The organism is Treponema brennaborense DSM 12168 (assembly GCF_000212415.1).
Classification (GTDB): Bacteria; Spirochaetota; Spirochaetia; order Treponematales; family Treponemataceae; genus Treponema_F; species Treponema_F brennaborense.
Genome location: NC_015500.1, coordinates 1,253,077 through 1,271,405 on the forward strand (window position 1 = coordinate 1,253,077; position 18,329 = coordinate 1,271,405).

The 18,329-nt window shown below is 48.8% G+C and carries 19 protein-coding genes; 9 read left to right on the forward strand and 10 right to left on the reverse strand.

Translation table 11 applies throughout. The features are described 5' to 3' along the window. The first annotated feature begins 323 nt into the window (after positions 1-323). From TREBR_RS05365 to TREBR_RS05390, 5 genes are all read left to right on the forward strand, one after another. Positions 324-974 (forward strand): class I SAM-dependent methyltransferase, encoded by a 651-nt coding sequence (locus TREBR_RS05365; protein ID WP_013758189.1) that lies wholly within the window; start codon positions 324-326, stop codon positions 972-974. A gap of 257 nt (positions 975-1,231) precedes the next feature. After that, on the forward strand, positions 1,232-1,840 hold the full coding sequence (locus tag TREBR_RS05375) for an HD-GYP domain-containing protein (RefSeq protein WP_013758190.1): 609 nt from the start codon (positions 1,232-1,234) through the stop codon (positions 1,838-1,840). Positions 1,841-1,912: 72 nt separating this feature from the next. Next, complete coding sequence (locus tag TREBR_RS05380) at positions 1,913-2,326, forward strand: bacteriohemerythrin (RefSeq protein ID WP_013758191.1); 414 nt, start codon at positions 1,913-1,915, stop codon at positions 2,324-2,326. Positions 2,327-2,362: 36 nt separating this feature from the next. Next, positions 2,363-3,193, forward strand: a complete 831-nt coding sequence (locus tag TREBR_RS05385; RefSeq protein WP_013758192.1) for an Mrp/NBP35 family ATP-binding protein — start codon at positions 2,363-2,365, stop codon at positions 3,191-3,193. Next, entirely contained in the window at positions 3,190-3,720 is a 531-nt protein-coding gene (locus TREBR_RS05390; RefSeq protein ID WP_013758193.1) for a C-GCAxxG-C-C family protein, read from the forward strand. The genes TREBR_RS05385 and TREBR_RS05390 overlap by 4 nt, the downstream gene beginning before the upstream one ends. A gap of 66 nt (positions 3,721-3,786) precedes the next feature. On the opposite strand, the gene TREBR_RS05395 is transcribed toward TREBR_RS05390, so the two are convergent. Continuing rightward, complete coding sequence (locus TREBR_RS05395) at positions 3,787-4,824, reverse strand: tRNA-dihydrouridine synthase family protein (protein WP_013758194.1); 1,038 nt, start codon at positions 4,822-4,824, stop codon at positions 3,787-3,789. Positions 4,825-4,893: 69 nt separating this feature from the next. Here TREBR_RS05395 and TREBR_RS05400 point away from each other — a divergent pair, with 69 nt between their 5' ends. Further along, entirely contained in the window at positions 4,894-6,384 is a 1,491-nt protein-coding gene (locus TREBR_RS05400; RefSeq protein WP_245523739.1) for a sodium:solute symporter family transporter, read from the forward strand. 74 nt (positions 6,385-6,458) lie between these two features. On the opposite strand, the gene metG is transcribed toward TREBR_RS05400, so the two are convergent. Further along, positions 6,459-6,797, reverse strand: coding sequence for a methionine--tRNA ligase subunit beta (gene metG, locus TREBR_RS05405; protein ID WP_013758196.1), 339 nt, complete (start codon positions 6,795-6,797; stop codon positions 6,459-6,461). A gap of 346 nt (positions 6,798-7,143) precedes the next feature. Between metG and TREBR_RS05410 the strand changes: the two genes are divergently transcribed. From TREBR_RS05410 to TREBR_RS05425, 3 genes are all read left to right on the forward strand, one after another. Continuing rightward, positions 7,144-8,433, forward strand: coding sequence for an O-acetylhomoserine aminocarboxypropyltransferase/cysteine synthase family protein (locus tag TREBR_RS05410; RefSeq protein ID WP_013758197.1), 1,290 nt, complete (start codon positions 7,144-7,146; stop codon positions 8,431-8,433). 196 nt (positions 8,434-8,629) lie between these two features. After that, positions 8,630-9,307, forward strand: coding sequence for a YkgJ family cysteine cluster protein (locus TREBR_RS05420; protein WP_013758198.1), 678 nt, complete (start codon positions 8,630-8,632; stop codon positions 9,305-9,307). 13 nt (positions 9,308-9,320) lie between these two features. Next, a complete protein-coding gene (locus tag TREBR_RS05425; protein ID WP_013758199.1) occupies positions 9,321-10,193 on the forward strand; it encodes a deoxyribonuclease IV in 873 nt (290 codons plus the stop codon). 70 nt (positions 10,194-10,263) lie between these two features. Here the strand turns inward: TREBR_RS05425 and TREBR_RS05430 are convergent, their stop codons facing one another. The 8 genes from TREBR_RS05430 to TREBR_RS05470 form a co-directional block, all read right to left on the reverse strand. Next, a complete protein-coding gene (locus TREBR_RS05430; RefSeq protein WP_013758200.1) occupies positions 10,264-10,713 on the reverse strand; it encodes a P-loop NTPase family protein in 450 nt (149 codons plus the stop codon). Next, a complete protein-coding gene (locus tag TREBR_RS05435; RefSeq protein ID WP_013758201.1) occupies positions 10,703-11,260 on the reverse strand; it encodes a hypothetical protein in 558 nt (185 codons plus the stop codon). Before TREBR_RS05435 ends, TREBR_RS05430 begins: the two co-directional genes overlap by 11 nt. A 296-nt stretch (positions 11,261-11,556) precedes the next feature. Further along, positions 11,557-12,747, reverse strand: coding sequence for a hypothetical protein (locus TREBR_RS05445; protein WP_013758202.1), 1,191 nt, complete (start codon positions 12,745-12,747; stop codon positions 11,557-11,559). Next, complete coding sequence (locus TREBR_RS05450; protein WP_013758203.1) at positions 12,744-13,895, reverse strand: HlyD family secretion protein; 1,152 nt, start codon at positions 13,893-13,895, stop codon at positions 12,744-12,746. Before TREBR_RS05450 ends, TREBR_RS05445 begins: the two co-directional genes overlap by 4 nt. 1 nt (position 13,896) lies before the next feature. Continuing rightward, entirely contained in the window at positions 13,897-16,044 is a 2,148-nt protein-coding gene (locus TREBR_RS05455) for a peptidase domain-containing ABC transporter (protein WP_013758204.1), read from the reverse strand. After that, entirely contained in the window at positions 16,016-16,612 is a 597-nt protein-coding gene (locus TREBR_RS05460; RefSeq protein ID WP_013758205.1) for a hypothetical protein, read from the reverse strand. The genes TREBR_RS05455 and TREBR_RS05460 overlap by 29 nt, the downstream gene beginning before the upstream one ends. Before the next feature lie 30 nt (positions 16,613-16,642). Beyond that, positions 16,643-17,794: a hypothetical protein gene (locus TREBR_RS05465; RefSeq protein WP_013758206.1), complete on the reverse strand. Its 1,152-nt coding sequence runs from the start codon at positions 17,792-17,794 to the stop codon at positions 16,643-16,645. 12 nt (positions 17,795-17,806) lie between these two features. Next, entirely contained in the window at positions 17,807-18,307 is a 501-nt protein-coding gene (locus TREBR_RS05470) for a hypothetical protein (RefSeq protein WP_013758207.1), read from the reverse strand. Positions 18,308-18,329: the final 22 nt, after the last annotated feature.

Here is an 18,329-nt window from a genome sequence, read left to right on the forward strand (position 1 = left end):
AGGCTGTTTTTTTACTGCTTCTTTACTGCCAAAGTCGTACCGTTTTCCGGATTTCGTAAGGTTGTTTTGATTTTTGACATATCCGTTTTCAGGCTGCCTCCGGAACGGATTTTTTACGTTACGCATGAGAATCGATATTGAATTTAAAAAAGACGGATGCTATAGTAACGTATGATTATCTTTTGCTAACTGTCAGGCAAATCAGTTTTCCCATTTTGTAAATGTCCGGACTGCTGAAAACCGCATTACTGCTGAAAACCGCATTTAGAAACGAAAGAGACGTCGAAAAGGAAACCTATTCAACGCGGCCCGGAGGCATTTAATTGAAAACGGAACGAACTGAAAACACGAACAAGCATTTCTGGCAGAAGTTTGCAAAACTGTACGCGCCGTTTATGAAAAAGAACCGCAGTACATACAATGCAATTTGCCGGAACGTTACGCCGTATATTGCACCGGACAAAGACGTTCTGGAGCTTGCGTGCGGTACGGGACAGCTGACTTTTCTTATGGCGGGAACCGCCGGAACATGGACTGCCACCGACTATTCGGAGAACATGATTGCCGAAATCAAAAAGCGCGCCGCCGTTTGCGGGGTGCCGAACACAACGTACGAAGTGCAGGACGCCACCGCCTTGCGCTACAACGACGGGCAGTTTGACGTTGTGCTTATTGCGAACGCGCTCCACATCATGCCGCACCCGGAAACCGCCCTAAAAGAAATCCGGCGCGTCCTTAAACGCGACGGCATTTTGCTTGCACCGACGTTCGTGTACGAAAAAGGTGTGCCGAAACTTCTTGTTGCCGTTATGGAAAAAATCGGCTTCAAGACGTATCACAAATGGACAAAAGCGGAATTGTGCACGGCGGTTTCGTCCTGCGGTTTTGAAATAAAATCATGCGATTTAATAGAAGGAAACCCGATGCCGGAGTGCGTTCTGATTGCCGGCAGGGGACGGCATGAACGGGCTTAGCATTGTTGTGTCCGTTGCGGCAACTCCAAACGGACTGTTTCCGCTCCGTTTGGACGCGCTGACCGGCAGCAATGAGCTCAACGGCTGCGGTCGTGAGCCGCTTAATCGTGTAATTGCATTTTTTAACGGTGAGGTGGAAATCTTTTTTTCTCTTTTTCGCCGGTCTATTGCCTTTTTCATGAAAAGTTGTAGAATGAGGTTAGCTTTGCCTAATCGATAGGCTCGGCGTCCGGGAAAATCATCCGAAGGAATCAGTAATGAAGTGCAGCTGTGAAAAGAATTACGAATACCATGAAATTGTCGATTGCATTACCTCCGCGCTGGACGCCCGCGACCCGTATACCGGGCACCATTCAAGGCGTGTCAGCGATATGGCGTGTCTGCTGTGCGGCTATCTCGGAATGGGTGAAGAAGAAACGCAGGAAATTCATATTGCGGGGCATCTGCACGATATTGGCAAAATCGGAATACCCGATTCGGTACTGCTGAAATCGGGTAGGCTCGATGAGAAAGAATGGGAACTGATGAAGCGCCACCCTCGGATCGGTGCGGAAATTCTTGCAAAATCGGCTCACTTTGTAAAAATATCCGATATCATTCTTCATCATCACGAACGCTTCGACGGAACCGGGTATCCGTTCGGAACGTCCGGAACGGAAATCCCCGTCGGTTCAAGAATTGTCGCTGTCTGCGACTCAATCGACGCAATGGCGTCCGCAAGAGCGTACAGGGCTGCAATGCCGCTTGAAGTATGCTACGGCGAAATCGAGAAAAATATAGGGAAAATGTACGACCCCGAAATCGCGGAAGAAATGCTTCGGCATTGGGACGTGGTTTCGGATATTTACGGAAGCGATAAGAACTGATCGTATTGCGCCTTGCATAAATCCGGTAACATTCATATAATATATTCGTTTATGTTATTAAGGAGGTTTTTTATGGCGGAAAAGATAGAATGGCGCGATTCGTATAACGTTAATATTGCGGAAATAGATATGCAGCATAAGAAATTGGTTGCGATTGCGAACGAATTGTACGATCTGACGGTGGGGGAGCCCGCGGTTTATCCGAACAACGTATCGAAAATCATAAAAAAACTGACCGATTATACGGTGTATCATTTCGATCACGAGGAAAATTTCTTTCGTCGCTACGGATACGCGCAGGCCGATTTTCATAAGATGCAGCACGAGCAGTTCATTCAGCAGATAAACGAGCAGATCCGAAAGTTGTCGCAGCCCACTCAGGCGGACGGACAGCGGCTTTACGAATATCTGGTAACGTGGCTTTTAAATCATATTGCCAAATCGGATAAAGTGTGGGCGGCGTTCGTTTTGCCGAAGCTCAAATAAAAGCGGCTGAAAATAAAATAAGACAAGAGGTATGTGATGAGTGAATCCTGTTCGCACGACTGCGGAAGTTGTTCTTCCGACTGTGCACAGCGTGATCTGCATGAAAAATTGAATCCGAAAAGCAGCGTAAAAAAAGTTATCGGCGTGGTGAGCGGAAAAGGCGGCGTGGGCAAGTCGCTCGTTACGTCGCTTTTGAGCGTGGCAATGAACGGAAAAGGGTTCCGCACCGCTATCCTCGACGCCGATATTACCGGACCGTCGATTCCCAAAGCGTTCGGGCTGAAAGAAAAGGCGACGGGAACCGAAAACGAATTGTATCCGGTTGTCAGCAAAAACGGTACGCAGATTATGTCTATCAATTTTTTGCTTGAAAACGAAACGGATCCGGTCATATGGCGCGGTCCGGTTATCGCCGGGGCGGTCAAACAGTTTTGGTCGGACGTCGTATGGGACAACGTTGATTTTATGTTCGTCGATATGCCGCCGGGAACCGGCGACGTGCCGCTGACGGTGTTTCAGTCTCTGTCGATCGACGGAATCGTCGTCGTCGCGACGCCGCAGGAATTGGTCGGCATGATCGTTGAAAAAGCGGTGAAGATGTCGGAAATGATGCATATTCCGGTGATCGCTCTTGTGGAAAATATGAGCTACGTGAAGTGTCCCGACTGCGGAAAGCAGATAAAGCTGTTCGGTGAAAGCTCTATCGATAAAATTGCCGCTTCCTACCGGGTTCCCGTTTTGGCACGGCTACCGATAGATCCTGCGATTGCGGCTGCCTGCGACGCGGGGGAAATCGAGTCGGCCGACGTGTCCGCGCTCGACGAAGCGGCGACTGTAATTGAAAATCTCTTGCGGGATTCCGTATGAGCGGCGTTCCGCAGGAACGGCTTACGAAAGACGGCCCGTCTTCAAAAGACGGGCAGCGGCTCGAACTGGAAAAGCAGTCGCCGAAAGCCGCTTTGGCAATGAAATTGTTCCGCGACGGCTTTAACTGTTCCCAGTCGGTTTTAGGCGCGTTCTGTGCCGATTTCGGCTTGGAGCGGGAACCGGCGATGCGCCTTGCGTCGTCGTTCGGCGGCGGAATCGGCCGTATGCGCGAAGTGTGCGGCGCCGTGAGCGGAATGTGTATGGCTGCGGGGCTTGCCGAAGGATACGCCGATCCGCACGCGCAGACGGAAAAAGCGGAACATTACGCGCGTATTCAAAAGCTCGCGGCGGCGTTCCGCGAGTTGAACGGTTCCATCGTGTGCCGCGAACTGCTGGGGCTCGGAGAAGGCGGATCCGATCCGGTTCCGGCGGCGCGGACCGACGCATATTACCGAAAGCGCCCGTGCGAGATTCTGGTGGGGCAAGCCGCTTTGATTTTGGAATCGCATCTGGCCGGAACGCGTTAAGACTCCGGACGGTAAGGCGCCGCGCGGTAAGGCGCGATGGTTTTGCGAACGCGCGGCGGACTGCGCTCACGGAGCGATTTTTTTATAACGCTCGTGCGGGCACTGGTCGAAGTACGCGGCAAGCCGTTCCCGGCAGCCGTCGAGGGTCGGCGCGTTCAGCAGTTGCGTGCGCAGATACTGGGCAAACTGTACGTTGTCGCTGTAATAGGTAAAAAAACGTTGCAGTCGGGTTTTATAAAACTCCGGCGGCTGACATTCGGCAAGATCGTCTATAAATTGCAATCCGGTCTGTAGCAGATCTATTTTTTCCGGCGCGGTTCCCTTGATTTCCGCGAACACCCACGGTTTTCGGATAGCCGCGCGCGCGATCATTATACCGTCGACGGCGGGCGCAATTTCGTACGCTTTTCGCGCGCTCGCCGCGTCGCAGACGGCGCCGTTCAGGACGACTTTCACATCGCTGCCTCGTGCGTTCAGGTAGTCGCACAGTTTGCGTACGTATTCCAGACGCGGCGGAGTGCGGTACCGTTCTTTGCGCGTGCGCGGGTGCAGCGTGATTTGCCGGACGCCGGTGCCGACGAGCATGTCTATGAATGAAAAAAATCGGTCGTCGGTAAAATCTTCGTCGCCGAGTCTGATTTTAACGCTGAACCGCAGGGCGGCGCGTCGGTTTGCGGCCGGCTTTGCGTTTTCCTCCGCAGGACGGTTTGCGGCCGGCTTTGCGTTTTCCACGGCGCGCCGGACGCCTTCCAGCATTGCGGCCGTTTCGGCGTACGGTTTGAGCATCCAAGCGATTCCTGCGCCTGATTTGACGATTTCCGGTGCGCAGCAGCCCATGTTTACGTCGACACCTACGCCGCCTACTCCGGCGACGAGTTCCGCCGCGCGCGCCAGCGCGTCGGCCTTTGCGCCGGTGAGCTGCCAGACGATTTTATCGGGTTCGGGACCGGTGTGCAGATAATATTTTTCAAACGGTCCGCCGGTAAGCAGCGTTCCCGCCTGGATCATTTCGGTAAAATATTCATCACAGCCGCCGAATCCGAAAACGGAACGGCGCAGCGCTTCGTGCGTCAGCGTTGCCATCGGGGCGAGTATCAATTTCATCTATTTACTATATCACAACGCTTACTATATCACAACGCGTTTTTTTATGATATAATACTTCAGAAGATTTTGTCAGACTTCAGTGTGTTCGGAGATTTGAAAATGTACAGTTTGATTCTGCTTTTGGTATTTTTACTGGTTATGATTACCGTAGGCGTGTGGGGAATGCGCCGGACGTCGTCCCTGAACGATTTCTTTTTGGGCGGCAGGTCGAGTGGACCGTGGATGTCTGCGTTTGCGTACGGAACCACGTATTTTTCGGCGGTTGTGTTCATCGGCTTCGCCGGAAAGCAAGGCTGGCTGTTCGGTCTGAACGCACTGTGGATCGGCGTGGGAAACGCCGTGCTCGGTGCGATGCTCGCATGGCTGCTGCTCGCGCGGCGAACGCGGCGGATGACGCAGAATCTGGGATCCATGACGATGCCCGAATTCCTTGAAGCGCGGTACGGCAGTGCTCACATGAAAATGGTCGCGGCCGTGCTGATTTTCATTTTCCTGCTGCCGTATTCGGCGTCCGTGTTCAAAGGACTCGGCCACCTGTTTGAGTCGACGTTCAACATTTCGTTCGATTTCGCACTCATCATTCTGGTCGGTATTACCGGGCTGTATCTGGTGCTCGGCGGTTATTCGGCAGTTATGATGACCGATTTCATTCAGGGTTTTATCATGCTCGCCGGAGCGATCGGTATGCTGGTCGTTCTGACCGCGCGTGCCGGCGGTTTGAGTGAAGCCGTTTCGGCGATTTCGGCCGATTATCCGCTGCACGTACCCACCGGGCAGCGTCCGTCGGTGCTGACGGTTGCGTCGCTGGTGTTCATGACCAGCTTCGGCACCTGGGGTATGCCGCAAATGGTGCAGAAATTTTACGCGGTTAAGGACGAGCGCGTCATTCCGAAGGCGGCGGTCATTACGACGATATTCGCGCTCGTGATCGGCGTCGCCGCGTATTTTTCAGGCGTGCTCAGTCACGTATTTTTTACGCCGGAGACGCTGCCGCATTTTGCAAACGGCGCGGTCAATTACGATATGATTATGCCGGTGCTGCTTACCACGTATTTGCCCGAAATCCTGCTGGCCGTGATCATGCTGCTCGTACTGTCGGCGTCGATGTCCACGCTCGCGTCGATGATTTTGGTGTCGTCTTCGGCGATTACGATCGATTTGTACAAGGGATATTTGAACCGGCAGGTGAGCGAAAAGCAGTCGGTGTTCATGATGCGCATTCTGAGCGCGGTGTTCATTTTGGCGTCGTATGCGATTTCACGGCTGCAGATCGGATTTATCGTTACGCTGATGTCGCTGTCTTGGGGTGTGCTTTCCGGCGCGTTTATGGCGCCGTATATTCTGGGGATTTTCTGCAAGCGTATTACCAAAGTGGGCGCGTACGCCGGTCTGTATTCTGGCGCGGCGACGGCTGTCGTGCTGACGATGACGCTCGGTGCGGCGAACTCTCCGCTTGCAGCGTCTATCGCGATGGTCGTTCCGTTCGCCGTCGTTCCGCTTGTCAGTCTTTTTACGCCGAAAGTCGATCAGTCGATCATCGATAAGGCGTTTCAGTAAAAAACCGCGCCCGGTGCGGACCGGCCGGAACGCGTTGCGTTTAAGGTCAGTCTGCACGTAAAGCGCCGTTTCCGTTAAGTAACGGGTGTTCCCGGCGGAACGTCCGTTTCCGGTTTGAGCAGTACGCACGTTTTTCCGTCTTCCGATTCGGTGCATAAAAGCATTCCTTCCGAAAGCACGCCGCGCATTTTTGCGGGTTTCAGGTTTGCCAGAACGATGATACGTTTACCGACCAATTCTTCGGCGGTATAGTAGTCTACCAGGCTTGATACAATCGTGCGCGGTTTTTCTTCGCCGATATCCACGCTCAGTTTGTACAGTTTTTCGGCGTTTTCGACTTTGATGCATTCGAGAATGCAGCCGGCGCGCATGTCGAGTTTTGCGAAATCGCCGTATTCAATAATATCTTTCATACGACGAGTATATCAGTCCCGCGCCGTTGTGTACAGTCGATTTAATATTACAAAACCTATTGACATACTGGGTAATAAGCCGATATAATGCGCTATCTTCGCAGCGGGAGGAAGTCGCATGGCGATATATTTTGAAAAACTGGTACGTGCGAATTTCCGATTCGGACGGATGTGAAACTTCTTGAAAACGACGGTGTAAAAATGCCGGCGGCCGGCGGCGTTACGACGGTCTGTCATTACGACGGTCCGGGTTCGCCGTCAAATTACGTTTATCTTTAAATTGCGCGATGCGCGCCGCAGTACGCTGAAACGTGCTGTCTCGTGTTACCATTCAAGGAGTTATACCATGTCGAATAAAAATTATAAATTTGAAACGCTTGCCGTTCACGCCGGACAGGAACGTCCGGATCCCGCAACCGATGCCCGCGCCGTCCCGATTTACGCGACGACGTCGTACGTATTTAAAGATTCCGCTCAGGCTGCCGGCCGCTTCGGGTTGACCGAAGGCGGAAATATCTATACCAGACTGATGAATCCTACTTCCGACGTGTTTGAAAAACGTATCGCCGCGCTTGAAGGCGGTGCGGCGGCGCTCGCGACGGCGTCCGGTTCTGCGGCGATCGATTACGCGGTGCGCAATATCGCGCGCAGCGGCGATCACATCGTTTCGTCCAAAAGCGTGTACGGCGGAACGTACAATCTGTTCGCGAACACGCTGCGCGATTCGGGAATCGAAACTTCGTTCGCGGACGGCTCCGATCCGGATAATTTCAAACGCGCGCTCCGTCCGAACACGAAACTGATTTTTCTGGAATCGCTGGGGAATCCCCATTCCGATATCATTGATCTGGAAGCGGTTTCTGCCATCGCGCATGCGGCGGGAATTCCGGTCGTCGTCGACAATACGTTCGCGACGCCGTATCTGTTTCGTCCGTTGGAACACGGCGCCGATATCGTCGTACATTCGGCAACGAAGTTTATCGGCGGGCACGGTACGGTGATGGGCGGCGTCATCGTAGACGGCGGCCGCTTTGATTGGGCGGCGAGCAGTGCGTTTCCGGGATTGTCCGAACCGAATCCGTCGTATCACGGCGTCGTTTTTACGCGTGCGTGCGGAAATCTTGCGTATATCATGAAAATCCGGACGACGCTGCTGCGCGATACGGGTGCGTGCATTTCGCCGTTCAATTCGTTCGCGCTGCTGCAGGGGCTTGAAACGCTTTCTTTGCGGGTGGAGCGGCACGTTCAAAACGCGCTCGCGGTAGTCGCCTATCTGAACGGGCATCCGCAGGTTTCAACGGTGCATCATCCGTCGCTCGCGTCCGGCCGTGAAAAGGAACTGTACGACCGCTATTATCCTGAAGGCGGTGCGTCCGTTTTTACGTTTGAAATCAAAGGCGGAGAAAGCGCCGCGCGGAAATTTACGGAATCGCTGGAGCTGTTTTCGCTGCTTGCCAACGTAGCGGACGTAAAGTCGCTCGTGATACATCCGGCTTCTACGACGCATTCCCAAATGAGTGCGGAAGAACTCGCCGCTGCGGGCATCTCGCCGCAAACCGTCCGGCTTTCGATCGGAACCGAACATATAGACGATATCATTGCGGATCTTGCGCAGGGATTCCGGCGCGTCGGATAGGATTTTGCGTACGATTCGTTCGTACTGATGGCGGATGAACGGATGATACGGAAACTTTTCCGTTCATCCGTATTTTTTTCTGCGTTTTTTTATACGGAAAATAATCGCAGCCGCTTGCATTTCACATCGTTTTCATTCTATATTTTTAATGCGGCGCGGAATTCTCCGTATCGGACGTTCCGGCTGAAGGAAAAACATGCTAGACAGTTCAAAATATGAAGGAACGCAGATTCAATCCGTACTTGAGGGAATGGACGCGGTGTACGCGCATATCGACGAAGCGCAAGCTGACTGGAAACGGGCGACGCCCGCTCCGTGTCCCGACGGCTGCGGGCAGTGCTGCGTCGGTTTCGAGCCTGAAATAGGGGATGCGGAAGTGCAGTATCTGGCCGCGTGGCTTTTGGAGCATCAAAGCGAAGTTGCCCGGCAGATCGTTTCCGGTGAATTCAGTGTGCGCCCGGGTGTGCGCGACGACGGCTGCATATTTTTTGATCCCGATTCCGCCTATCACTGTACCGTGTACGGCGGCCGGGCGCTGATTTGCCGGCTGTTCGGTTACTGCGGCGATCACGGAAAGGACGGTCGTCTCCGCTGGAAACCGTGCAAGTTCAATGCGAACGTTCCGGAATCGGCCGCCGTTCAATATTCGGCGGAAACGATGCAGCGGTGCTTCGGCGCGTTACCGCCCGATATGGCGGCCGTTTCGGCACACGTGGAAGCGTTGGTTCCCGGCGGAAACGGAAACGTGAAGCCGCTGCGTGAAGCCGTGCCGGAAGCTCTTGCCAAACTTCGCCTGGTTCTGCGCTTTTTGACCGGCCCCGGCTTCGACAGTCCCGAACCGGAACCGAACGCGCCGCAGCCGCTCGCTTCGTAATAAGGATACGCATATGCTTCACATCGGTTGTCATCTCTCTTCTGCAAAAGGATTCGCCGCGATGGGGCGCGACGCCGTGACGGCCGGCGCCGATACGTTCGCGTTTTTTACCCGCAATCCGCGCGACGGTTCGGCAAAAGCGCTTGATTCTTCCGACGCGGATGTGCTGAACGCGTTGTGCGCGGAGCGCGGCTTTGCGAAACTCGTCGCGCACGCACCGTATACGATGAACGTCTGTTCGGCGGATGCCGGAACCAGGGCCTTTTCGCGCACGGTGTTTGCAGAAGATTTGAAGCGGATGGAATATGTTCCCGGCAATTATTATAATTTTCATCCGGGAAGCCACGTCGGGCAGGGCAGTGCCGCCGGGATTGCTCTTATTGCCGAAGCGCTCGCCGCCGTACTGCCGGCCGCGATTCATACGGTCGTGCTGCTTGAAACGATGGCAGGCAAAGGTTCGGAAGTCGGCGGTTCGTTTGAAGAACTTCGTTCAATTTTGGACGCTGCCGCGGAACGTGAAGCGGCGTCCGGCGGCTCGCGGTTTTGTGCCGACCGGCTCGGCGTATGTCTCGATACGTGCCACGTGCACGACGCCGGCTACGATATAATCGGCGATCTCGACGGCGTGCTGACTCGGTTCGATACGTGCATCGGCCTTAACCGGCTGAAAGCGATTCATTTAAATGACAGCATGAATCCCGCCGGCAGCCGCAAAGACCGCCACGCGCTCATCGGGCAGGGGGAGATCGGAGCGGACGCGCTTATCAGGGTGGCAACGCATCCGGCGCTCCGAGAGCTGCCGTTCATACTTGAAACGCCGACCGACCTTGCCGGTCACGCCGCCGAAATCGCTTTTTTGCGCGCGGCGGTGAACCGGAAGCCGTAAAGCTGTCTTGCGGATACAGCGGCGGCGCTTCCGGTTTTATAATACGCGACCGTACGCTCCGGTTAGAGAGTTAATGCCACAGATGCAGCACGGGGTTTTTGATACGTGTTCCGTACGGATCTCCCGCTTCTCCTTGAAATTCAATGAAGTCCGTACCTTTTTCCATAAACACATTTTCTTTTTGAAAGCACCGTCTTTTTCCTGTTTCATCTTCAAAATACACTATGGTAAATTTATTTATCATTTCCGTGTCGTAGTCGTAATATGCAAAATTGACGGTTATAGAAACGGAATATTTTTCCGTTTTAACTACATAAATAAAGGGATACGGTCCCGTATCGGGAAAAAAACTGCTGCTGTATTCGGTAGCCAGATCGAATTTGGATTGCGCTTCGCTGTAGCCGTCCGCAATCAAATAGTCTATCAGTCGTTCCTGTTGCGTCTGTGCGGAAACGCAGCCGAAGATTCCCGACAGTAATAAGATAGTTGTAAAAATTGTTGCTGCTGTTTTATTTTGCATAATCGATCACTCCGTCGTTGTTCATGTCGTAAAATGTATCCGTATTTCTTCCGTCTGGAGTATATAATGAATATACAGTGATATCTCCGAAAGAGTTTTGACTATACCCCCTGCCTTCATGTGTCACTCCAACGCTCCATCCTTCGGAAACCAGTTGTTTAAAGTCTCGGTTTAATGATTCACTTTCCAGTCGGGAGATGCGTTTTTCATTGCCCGCCTTTTCTATGTCTGGGTCAACGCCTTTTCCGTAGTTTCGTGCGTCGGATCTGAAAGAATCATTCCAATTCCAAGAATCTCCTTCCGGAACTTCGCCGGAAGTCGCGCCGTATGCGGATGAGGTGCTGTATCCTCCTGAACTGCCACCGTAGCCGGAACTTGATCCGCCGTATTCCGAACTGCTTGAACCGTAACCGCCGTTCAGGCGCAATTCCGCGACGCGGCCTTGCTTACCGAGTTTGGAAACCGGCCTGAAAGAGGTTTCCAAACTCGCAGGGCTGCCGAATACATAATAAACTTGATACAGCCCCTCTTCCAGAAACATTTTCATATGTTTCCTCCTTTAGGGAAGCGACCGTATCATCGGCACTTCCGGTTTTATAATACGCGACCGTACGGTCGGTAAATACGATGTTTTATAAGTTCAATAAAAACTCAGTATGTGTTCAATTCTATTGAGCTTTGAAAAATACCATTGTACGAAGGCCTCCTCTGTCTCCGTTTTTTGAAGCTGTATGTCCATTTCCGACATTCGGCCCGTTTTACGGAGCTGCTCGTATAAATTTTGCCGTTCCGATTCCTGTTCGTATTGCCTTCTGTTTTTTTCTTCAAGTACGGATAGCAGATTCAATTTTTTCTGCCGTAAGATGATTTCATTTTTGGTTTCTTTTTGCAACTGAAGCAAATTAAGCCGTCGTTTTCCCGTTCCAGCAGAATCGCCGTTTCGACCGCATATCCTGCGTCCCATGGAGCGAGAGGAATGCGTGCGGAAAAGGAAAGATTCCATTCAACGGCGGACAGGTGTTCCCAAAACGCTGCCGGACTGTGTGCGGCCACCGATATGGGTTTCATTGTATACGTACAATTTATGGTCGGAAGTTCTTTTATGTATTTTTCAAGCGTATTTTTCCACGTAATGTTCTCTTGAACGAGTTGCAAATCTTTCCGAGACTGGTTCCGTATGTCATATCCGATGGTGATAGACTGTAATAAATCTATCCATTCTTCAAATGAAAAAGAAATGCTTTCAACGGGAATTTCCTGCAAAATAAGTTCAGTTTCATAGAGGAACGTTTGTTGCAAAGCCTGCATATGTGCGGAAAAAATTTGTATTCGTTGTTTTTCCCGTTCCGAAAATTCTAAAGAGGTGATCCGACCGAGTTTGTATAAATCTGAATCTTCTTTACTTTTTGCTTCAAGTAGAGTACTGCGCTGCCCGTAAACGGCGGAAAGTTTCCGATAATACAGATAATTGCTTATATTCATTAAATATTCTTTTTTTGCCGATTTGGTTGCCGTTTCGTACTGTCTGCCGAACTGCCGCAGCAAATTGTCGGTGTACGTATGTTCCTGTTCCCGATACGAATCGGCTAACGCCGGCATGAAGAACGCTGCGTTGGACGAGACAGATACTGCAGCGGAGAAACCGTATGAAATGCTCTTTTCCGCCGGGTTGATAGAGAACGGCTGTGTTATCCGTACTGAAAGCGACGATTGCAGCGGCAGTTTTTGCGAAATACCTGCGGTTATCGGTAGATTTATAAAACTTTTGCCGATCCCGTCGTGCGCGCCGAACTGCGGATCCAGTACGATATAGGGAACTGGTCGCCGCTGCTTTCTGTCGGAATCGTACTGCAGGTGTAGCAGTTGAAGATCGAAAAAGTTCATTTTAAATGAGATCGAACTTTCAAAAACGGAAGTGATAAAATCGGCAGCTTGCAGTTTGCTCGGTACTTCCGTTTGAGCGGAAACTGACAAACTGTACCGGCATACGCTGCATATGAATAAAAATACGATGTACGTTTTTTTATAATTCATATCAGTATATCCATTTTCTTCAGTAAAAAGTACCATATCGGTTTCGTTTCCATAACAATACGGGCATCAACTTCAAGTCCGACACGAAGCGGATAGATGATACCTTTTCTGTCCGTGAGTTCATATGTATCGACATCAGTTAGAACCGTAAAAAAGAGCGTTCCGGAAGACGAAGCTTGTGCGTCCGGATCTATCGTTTGTATCGTGCCTTCAGCTCCTTTGAATTCATAATACGGAAATGCCGGAAACCGCAATTTTACTTTCATGTTTTTCCGTAATTTCCCTGCGTCTTTAGCAGGAATCCGCAATTCAATACGAAAATCGGAATTTGAATTCGGTATAATATTTAATATTTTCTGATCTGCAAAGATAAAATCACCCGCGTTGAGCGATGAAATTTCCTGAATGAATCCCGCCATGGGAGAAACAAGAATCGTGTTGCGCAAGCTTATTTCGATTTGTTCCAACTGCTGTTTCAGCTGTGTCTCAGTAAGCTCCATATTCGATATTTCTGCTGTTATTTCTTCTAAAAATTGGTTTTTATAGACAGCAAGCGTATCACATATCTGCTTGTGTTCGTATTCAAGATTTCGGATTTTTACGGGAGTTGTACCGGATGCCGGTAATTTTATTTCTTCTGAATATAACAGATATGCGAGATTCTTTTTTGTTTCCAATAAATTACATTCTGCCTGGTATGATTCGAATCTGGTATGCGCAACCTTATTTCCTTCCGGTATAAGGTTTTTTTCTGCAAAATAACTTTGCCGTAATTTTTCCAATCCGTTAAGTTTTGATTGTGTGTCAGTGTAGTGTGCGGCTGCTGCGGATTTTTGAGCAGATAGCGTATCCTGATTTAATTTTACAAGTATTGTGCCAGCTTCTACGTACTGTCCTGGGCTATAGTATATTTGTTCTATTTCTCCTGCAGTAATGTTTTTTATTTGAGAAATATTGATTGCAGGCCGTATAATACCGGAGGCTCTGACAACATCATCGATTTTACCGAAACAGATACACATAATTGCAGTAGCAATAATGAATGCGATGAGTATTATTATTGCGGTACCGCTGAAGGAGTTAATTTGTAATATATATTCAGCAGAATGCTGTAATTTCTGTTCCGAATAAGTTGGCAATTTTTTCATGTCATTCCTTATGTTGTGCATCCCATAATTTTCTATAGGTACCGTTTTTATTTATGAGTTCATCATGATTGCCTGTTTCTGCAATTTCGCCTTTGTCAAATACGATGATCTGATCGCAATTACGTATTGTTGATAATCTGTGAGCAACTAGTATGGTCGTAATATCCTGAGTTGCGGTATACAATGTATCCATAATGGCCTTTTCGGAAAGACTGTCGAGGCTGGCGGTTGCCTCATCAAGAATAATAAGCTGCGGTTTTCTTAAGAGTATCCGTGCTAAAGACAGCCTCTGCCGTTCTCCCCCTGACAGTGTAATTCCACGTTCTCCTACTTTTGTAGAATAACGGTCGGGCATTTCGGATATGAAACTGTCTGCTTGAGCAGCCTTTGCCGCTTCATATATATTCTGAAAATCCGGAGAATCGGTACCTAATGCAATATTTTCTGCTATAGTTCCGCTGAAAAGCAGTACTTCTTGAGGAACGTACCCTATACGGTTTCTAAGTGAAACGGTGTCTATATCCTTTAGGTTAATTCCGTCGATGAGTATATCTCCTTCACTGTAGTCGTAAAATTTGAGAAGCAATTTTGTCATGGTTGTTTTTCCTGAACCCGACGTTCCGACGAAAGCTACCTTTTGATGGGCCCTTATGGAAAAACAGATGTTTTTAAGCGTTTTCCCTCGTGTTCCGTATGCGAAAGAAATATTTTTTACTTCAATATCGCCATATATGGATTTTTTTTGCAGCAAATCTTCTGCGCCTTCATTTTCTTCGGGAATATCAAGGATTTCACTTAATCTATCCGATGCGACGAAAGCTTCCTGTAGTGCCGGCTGTAATGTAAGCAGCCGGGCAAATGGTCCGAGAAAATATCCTGACAGCGTAACGAAAGAAATCAGCTGTCCCAATGACATGGTACCTTTAAAAATGGCAAGACTGCCGAGCCAATATACAGCCAATGTTCCGCATTGTGATACGAAATTCTGAGCGGAACTTTGGGAGTTAGACATTGTTCCCAATGTAATACCCTGTTTGATTGTTTCTATGATTTGTTCTTCTGCTCTTTCGTAAGTTGAATCTTCCGTAGATAACGCTTTTATCGTTGCAATTCCATTGATGCTTTCTACCAGAGTGGATTGTTTTTCAGCTTCCATAAAGGCTTTCATTTTAAGTCTCTTCTTATACGGTTTTGCAAATAACCATGCAAGTATCGCAGAAATGACAACCGGAATCATGGACACCATAAGCAGCGTATTGCCGAATGTAAACAGAAAAAAACCTCCAACAATGAGCATACATGAATCAAGTACAATAGACAGTGTCGTTGAAGATATCGTTTGACGAATAGTCGCTGTATCTCCGATGCGAGATATAATTTCACCTGTTTTTCGTGCAGTAAAAAATTGCATAGGAAGATGCAGAATGTGCCGAAAATACCCGCATATAAGTACTACGTCTATTTTATTGCTCATATACATCATGATCTGGTTGCGGGCAAATCCCAGAAGCGCTTGGAATAATATAACGATAAGATAACCGACAGAAAAGAGCATGAGCGTTTGCTTTAATTGAGAATATAACACTTCATCAATCAGAAATCTGAAATAAAAAGCGGAAGCAACTCCCAATAGGCTCAAACAAATACTTGCTATAAAGGTTTCTAAGAGTACCTTTTTATGCGGAACAAGCAAATGGGCAAAACGGGAAAATAATCCTTGTGATTCAGGTATTTTCTGGAAATTCGCGGTAGGGGCAAGAATGAAGAACACGCCGCTCCATGTTCCTTTAAAATCGGAAACGGGTATTTTTTTGATACAATCTGCCGGATCTGCAATAAGGACATACCGTTCCGTTGCTTTGTATATAACAACATAATGATCCAGTACATCCTTCTTTACGTGTGCAATAAACGGACAAGGAAAATAATCCGTGAGTTTTTTTTCTTCACTGCATAAGCCTTTGCACGTAAATCCGAATGTTTCAGCAGCGCGTACGATTCCCAGACCGCTCGTTCCTTGAATATCAGTTCCTGCAACTTTTCTCACACGGTTTATGGCGATGTTTTTACCGTAATATTTCATGATGGAAGACAGACACGCTGCTGCACAATCTGTTTCATCATGCTGGAGGACTAATTGAGGGCGCATAAAGCCGTTCCTCCGTAAAAACGCAGACTAACGTGCTGATACGACATATAGTTTTCTTCAAATAGGCTGATAGTTTGGCATCGTTTTGATACGTAAGATGCAATTCAAAGTTGTCGTTGTTCCGTTCTATTGATGTCCGATAGGGCATAGTCCCGTAACAGTTGAATACGTCTTCAACTGTACTGTTGTGCGGAGACAGTTTATCAGCTGAAATCCAATAGTTCTGCGTAGTAATCCGGATACCGATTATTTCGGGAAACCCCTTTCTGTACGTGAACTCAATTCCCGAATCGTATACTGTTTGAACGATGTTGTATTCGTCTTTTCCAGACGGATAGTAGGTAGAATATTCGATTGTATCCGGTTCCCCCTGTTGAGCGATGACTTCGTCTTTATGCATCTGAAGACGGAATTCATGGTTTTCTTTTGCGATTTTTTGTCGTCGCAATTCCGCGACGCGGCCTTGCTTACCGAGTTTGGAAACCGGTCTGAAAGAGGTTTCCAAACTCGCAGGGCTGCCGAATACATAATAAACTTGATACAGCCCCTCTTCCAAAAACATTTTCATAAGACTTCTCTCCTTCAGAAAAACTGGTGATTACTCGGCGAAAAAAGAGACGGTTTCAAGTACGATATTTTTTTCCGCGGAACCGGTTTGCACCGTGACGCTCGTTTTCGTCAGCGGCGCCAGTATGATATTCAGTATGTCGGAATAATATTCGGAAACCGATTTACCGTTTACGGCTGTGATTGTCATTGCCGGGCGAATACCTTCATTCCATGCAGGACTGTTTTGTGCAACTTCATCTATACTGATGAGGTCGTTTTCAAACCGTGCACTGATGATCCCGGAAGTCCGCACCGTTTGGCTGAATGTTTTGGCAGCATCTGGCGCGTCCTGCCTTTTCCGGTAATAAAAGCGTCCGTTCTGTAAATCGATGATGATATCGTAGAATCTCAGCAGTCCCGTTCCTATCAGGGCAGGCTCTCGGATAGGGTTGATCATTCCGTTCAGGTTGATCCGTTCCGCCCGTTTCTGTTTGGGAACGATCGGATTTTTACTTACAGCAGAAAAGACCGAAACGTATTCGGGCTGTACGAGCGAATAATCTTGAGCCGTGTTTTGCGTACTGATTTTTACTTCGCGTTTGACGTCAATATCCGAGGGTAGGCTGAGTTTTCCACTGTAACCCGTATCGATGAGCGCGTAAACGGTTTTGCCGTCAACGGAAATCGGTACGTAGGGATTTCCGGAAGAAACGACCAATTCGGTAAAAGAGTCGTAGCCTTCGGGAATGCCGTCGGTGTGCAGGATGATTTCGTTTTCGGAAAAGGAGATTTCCATGGCGAAAGGTGAAAAGATGGATGAACCGATGATACCTTTTATACCGGGTTTGAAATATTCGTGTAAATAATCGGGAATATACATAAGCGGAACCGGATAATCAACCAGCCACGTAAAAAAATACGCTTCTCCTATAATGGCGTAAACGTCTGCCGTATAGGTATGTCCCAACAATTGAACTGTTGCTGTGTGATCTATCCGGCGCAGTTTGGGTATTTTATCAATACTGTGAATACCGATTCCCGCTCCCGTATCGAAGATAAAATATCCCATAGGGTCGGCGACAAGCGCGTGTACCAACATATTACCGGATTCATCGATAACGAAAGGAATACGGGCAACTTCTGATGCAACGCAGCAGTATACGGTAAAAAATACGGTAAATAAAGCAATCTTATTTTTCACTTTATATACTCCTTATAATGGGATTTTGCAGGAAAATATCGTCCCGTCGATATTCAATCCGTTGAACTGAACTGTTGCAGACAGTTCTATCCCCGTATCAGTAGTTAATGTCGTACTTTGATACGTAATAACGACACGAGTTCCATCTGAGCCTATATAGTTATACACTGTTCCTATTCTGGACCAGTCGACAGAACTGACAATATCTTTTGGGTCATTATTATTTTTTATTTTTCCTACAATATCTTTAATAGTATCAAAGAAAGGAAACGAAGAAGTCCCGCCAGTATCCTCTTTTTGTCCTTTTGTATCAGACGACACTTCCAATCCGCTCGTCAGCGCGTTGTAAGACGAATTCGTCGCGTATCCGCTTGTGTTACTGCCGTATCCCGAACTGCCGCTGTAGCCGGAACTTGATCCGCCGTATTCCGAATTGCTTGAACTGTAACCGCCGTTTACGGCAATCAAGTCGCTCATGTTCAATACTTTGAACTCTTCCAAAAACATTTTCATAAGACTTCTCCCCTTCAGAAAA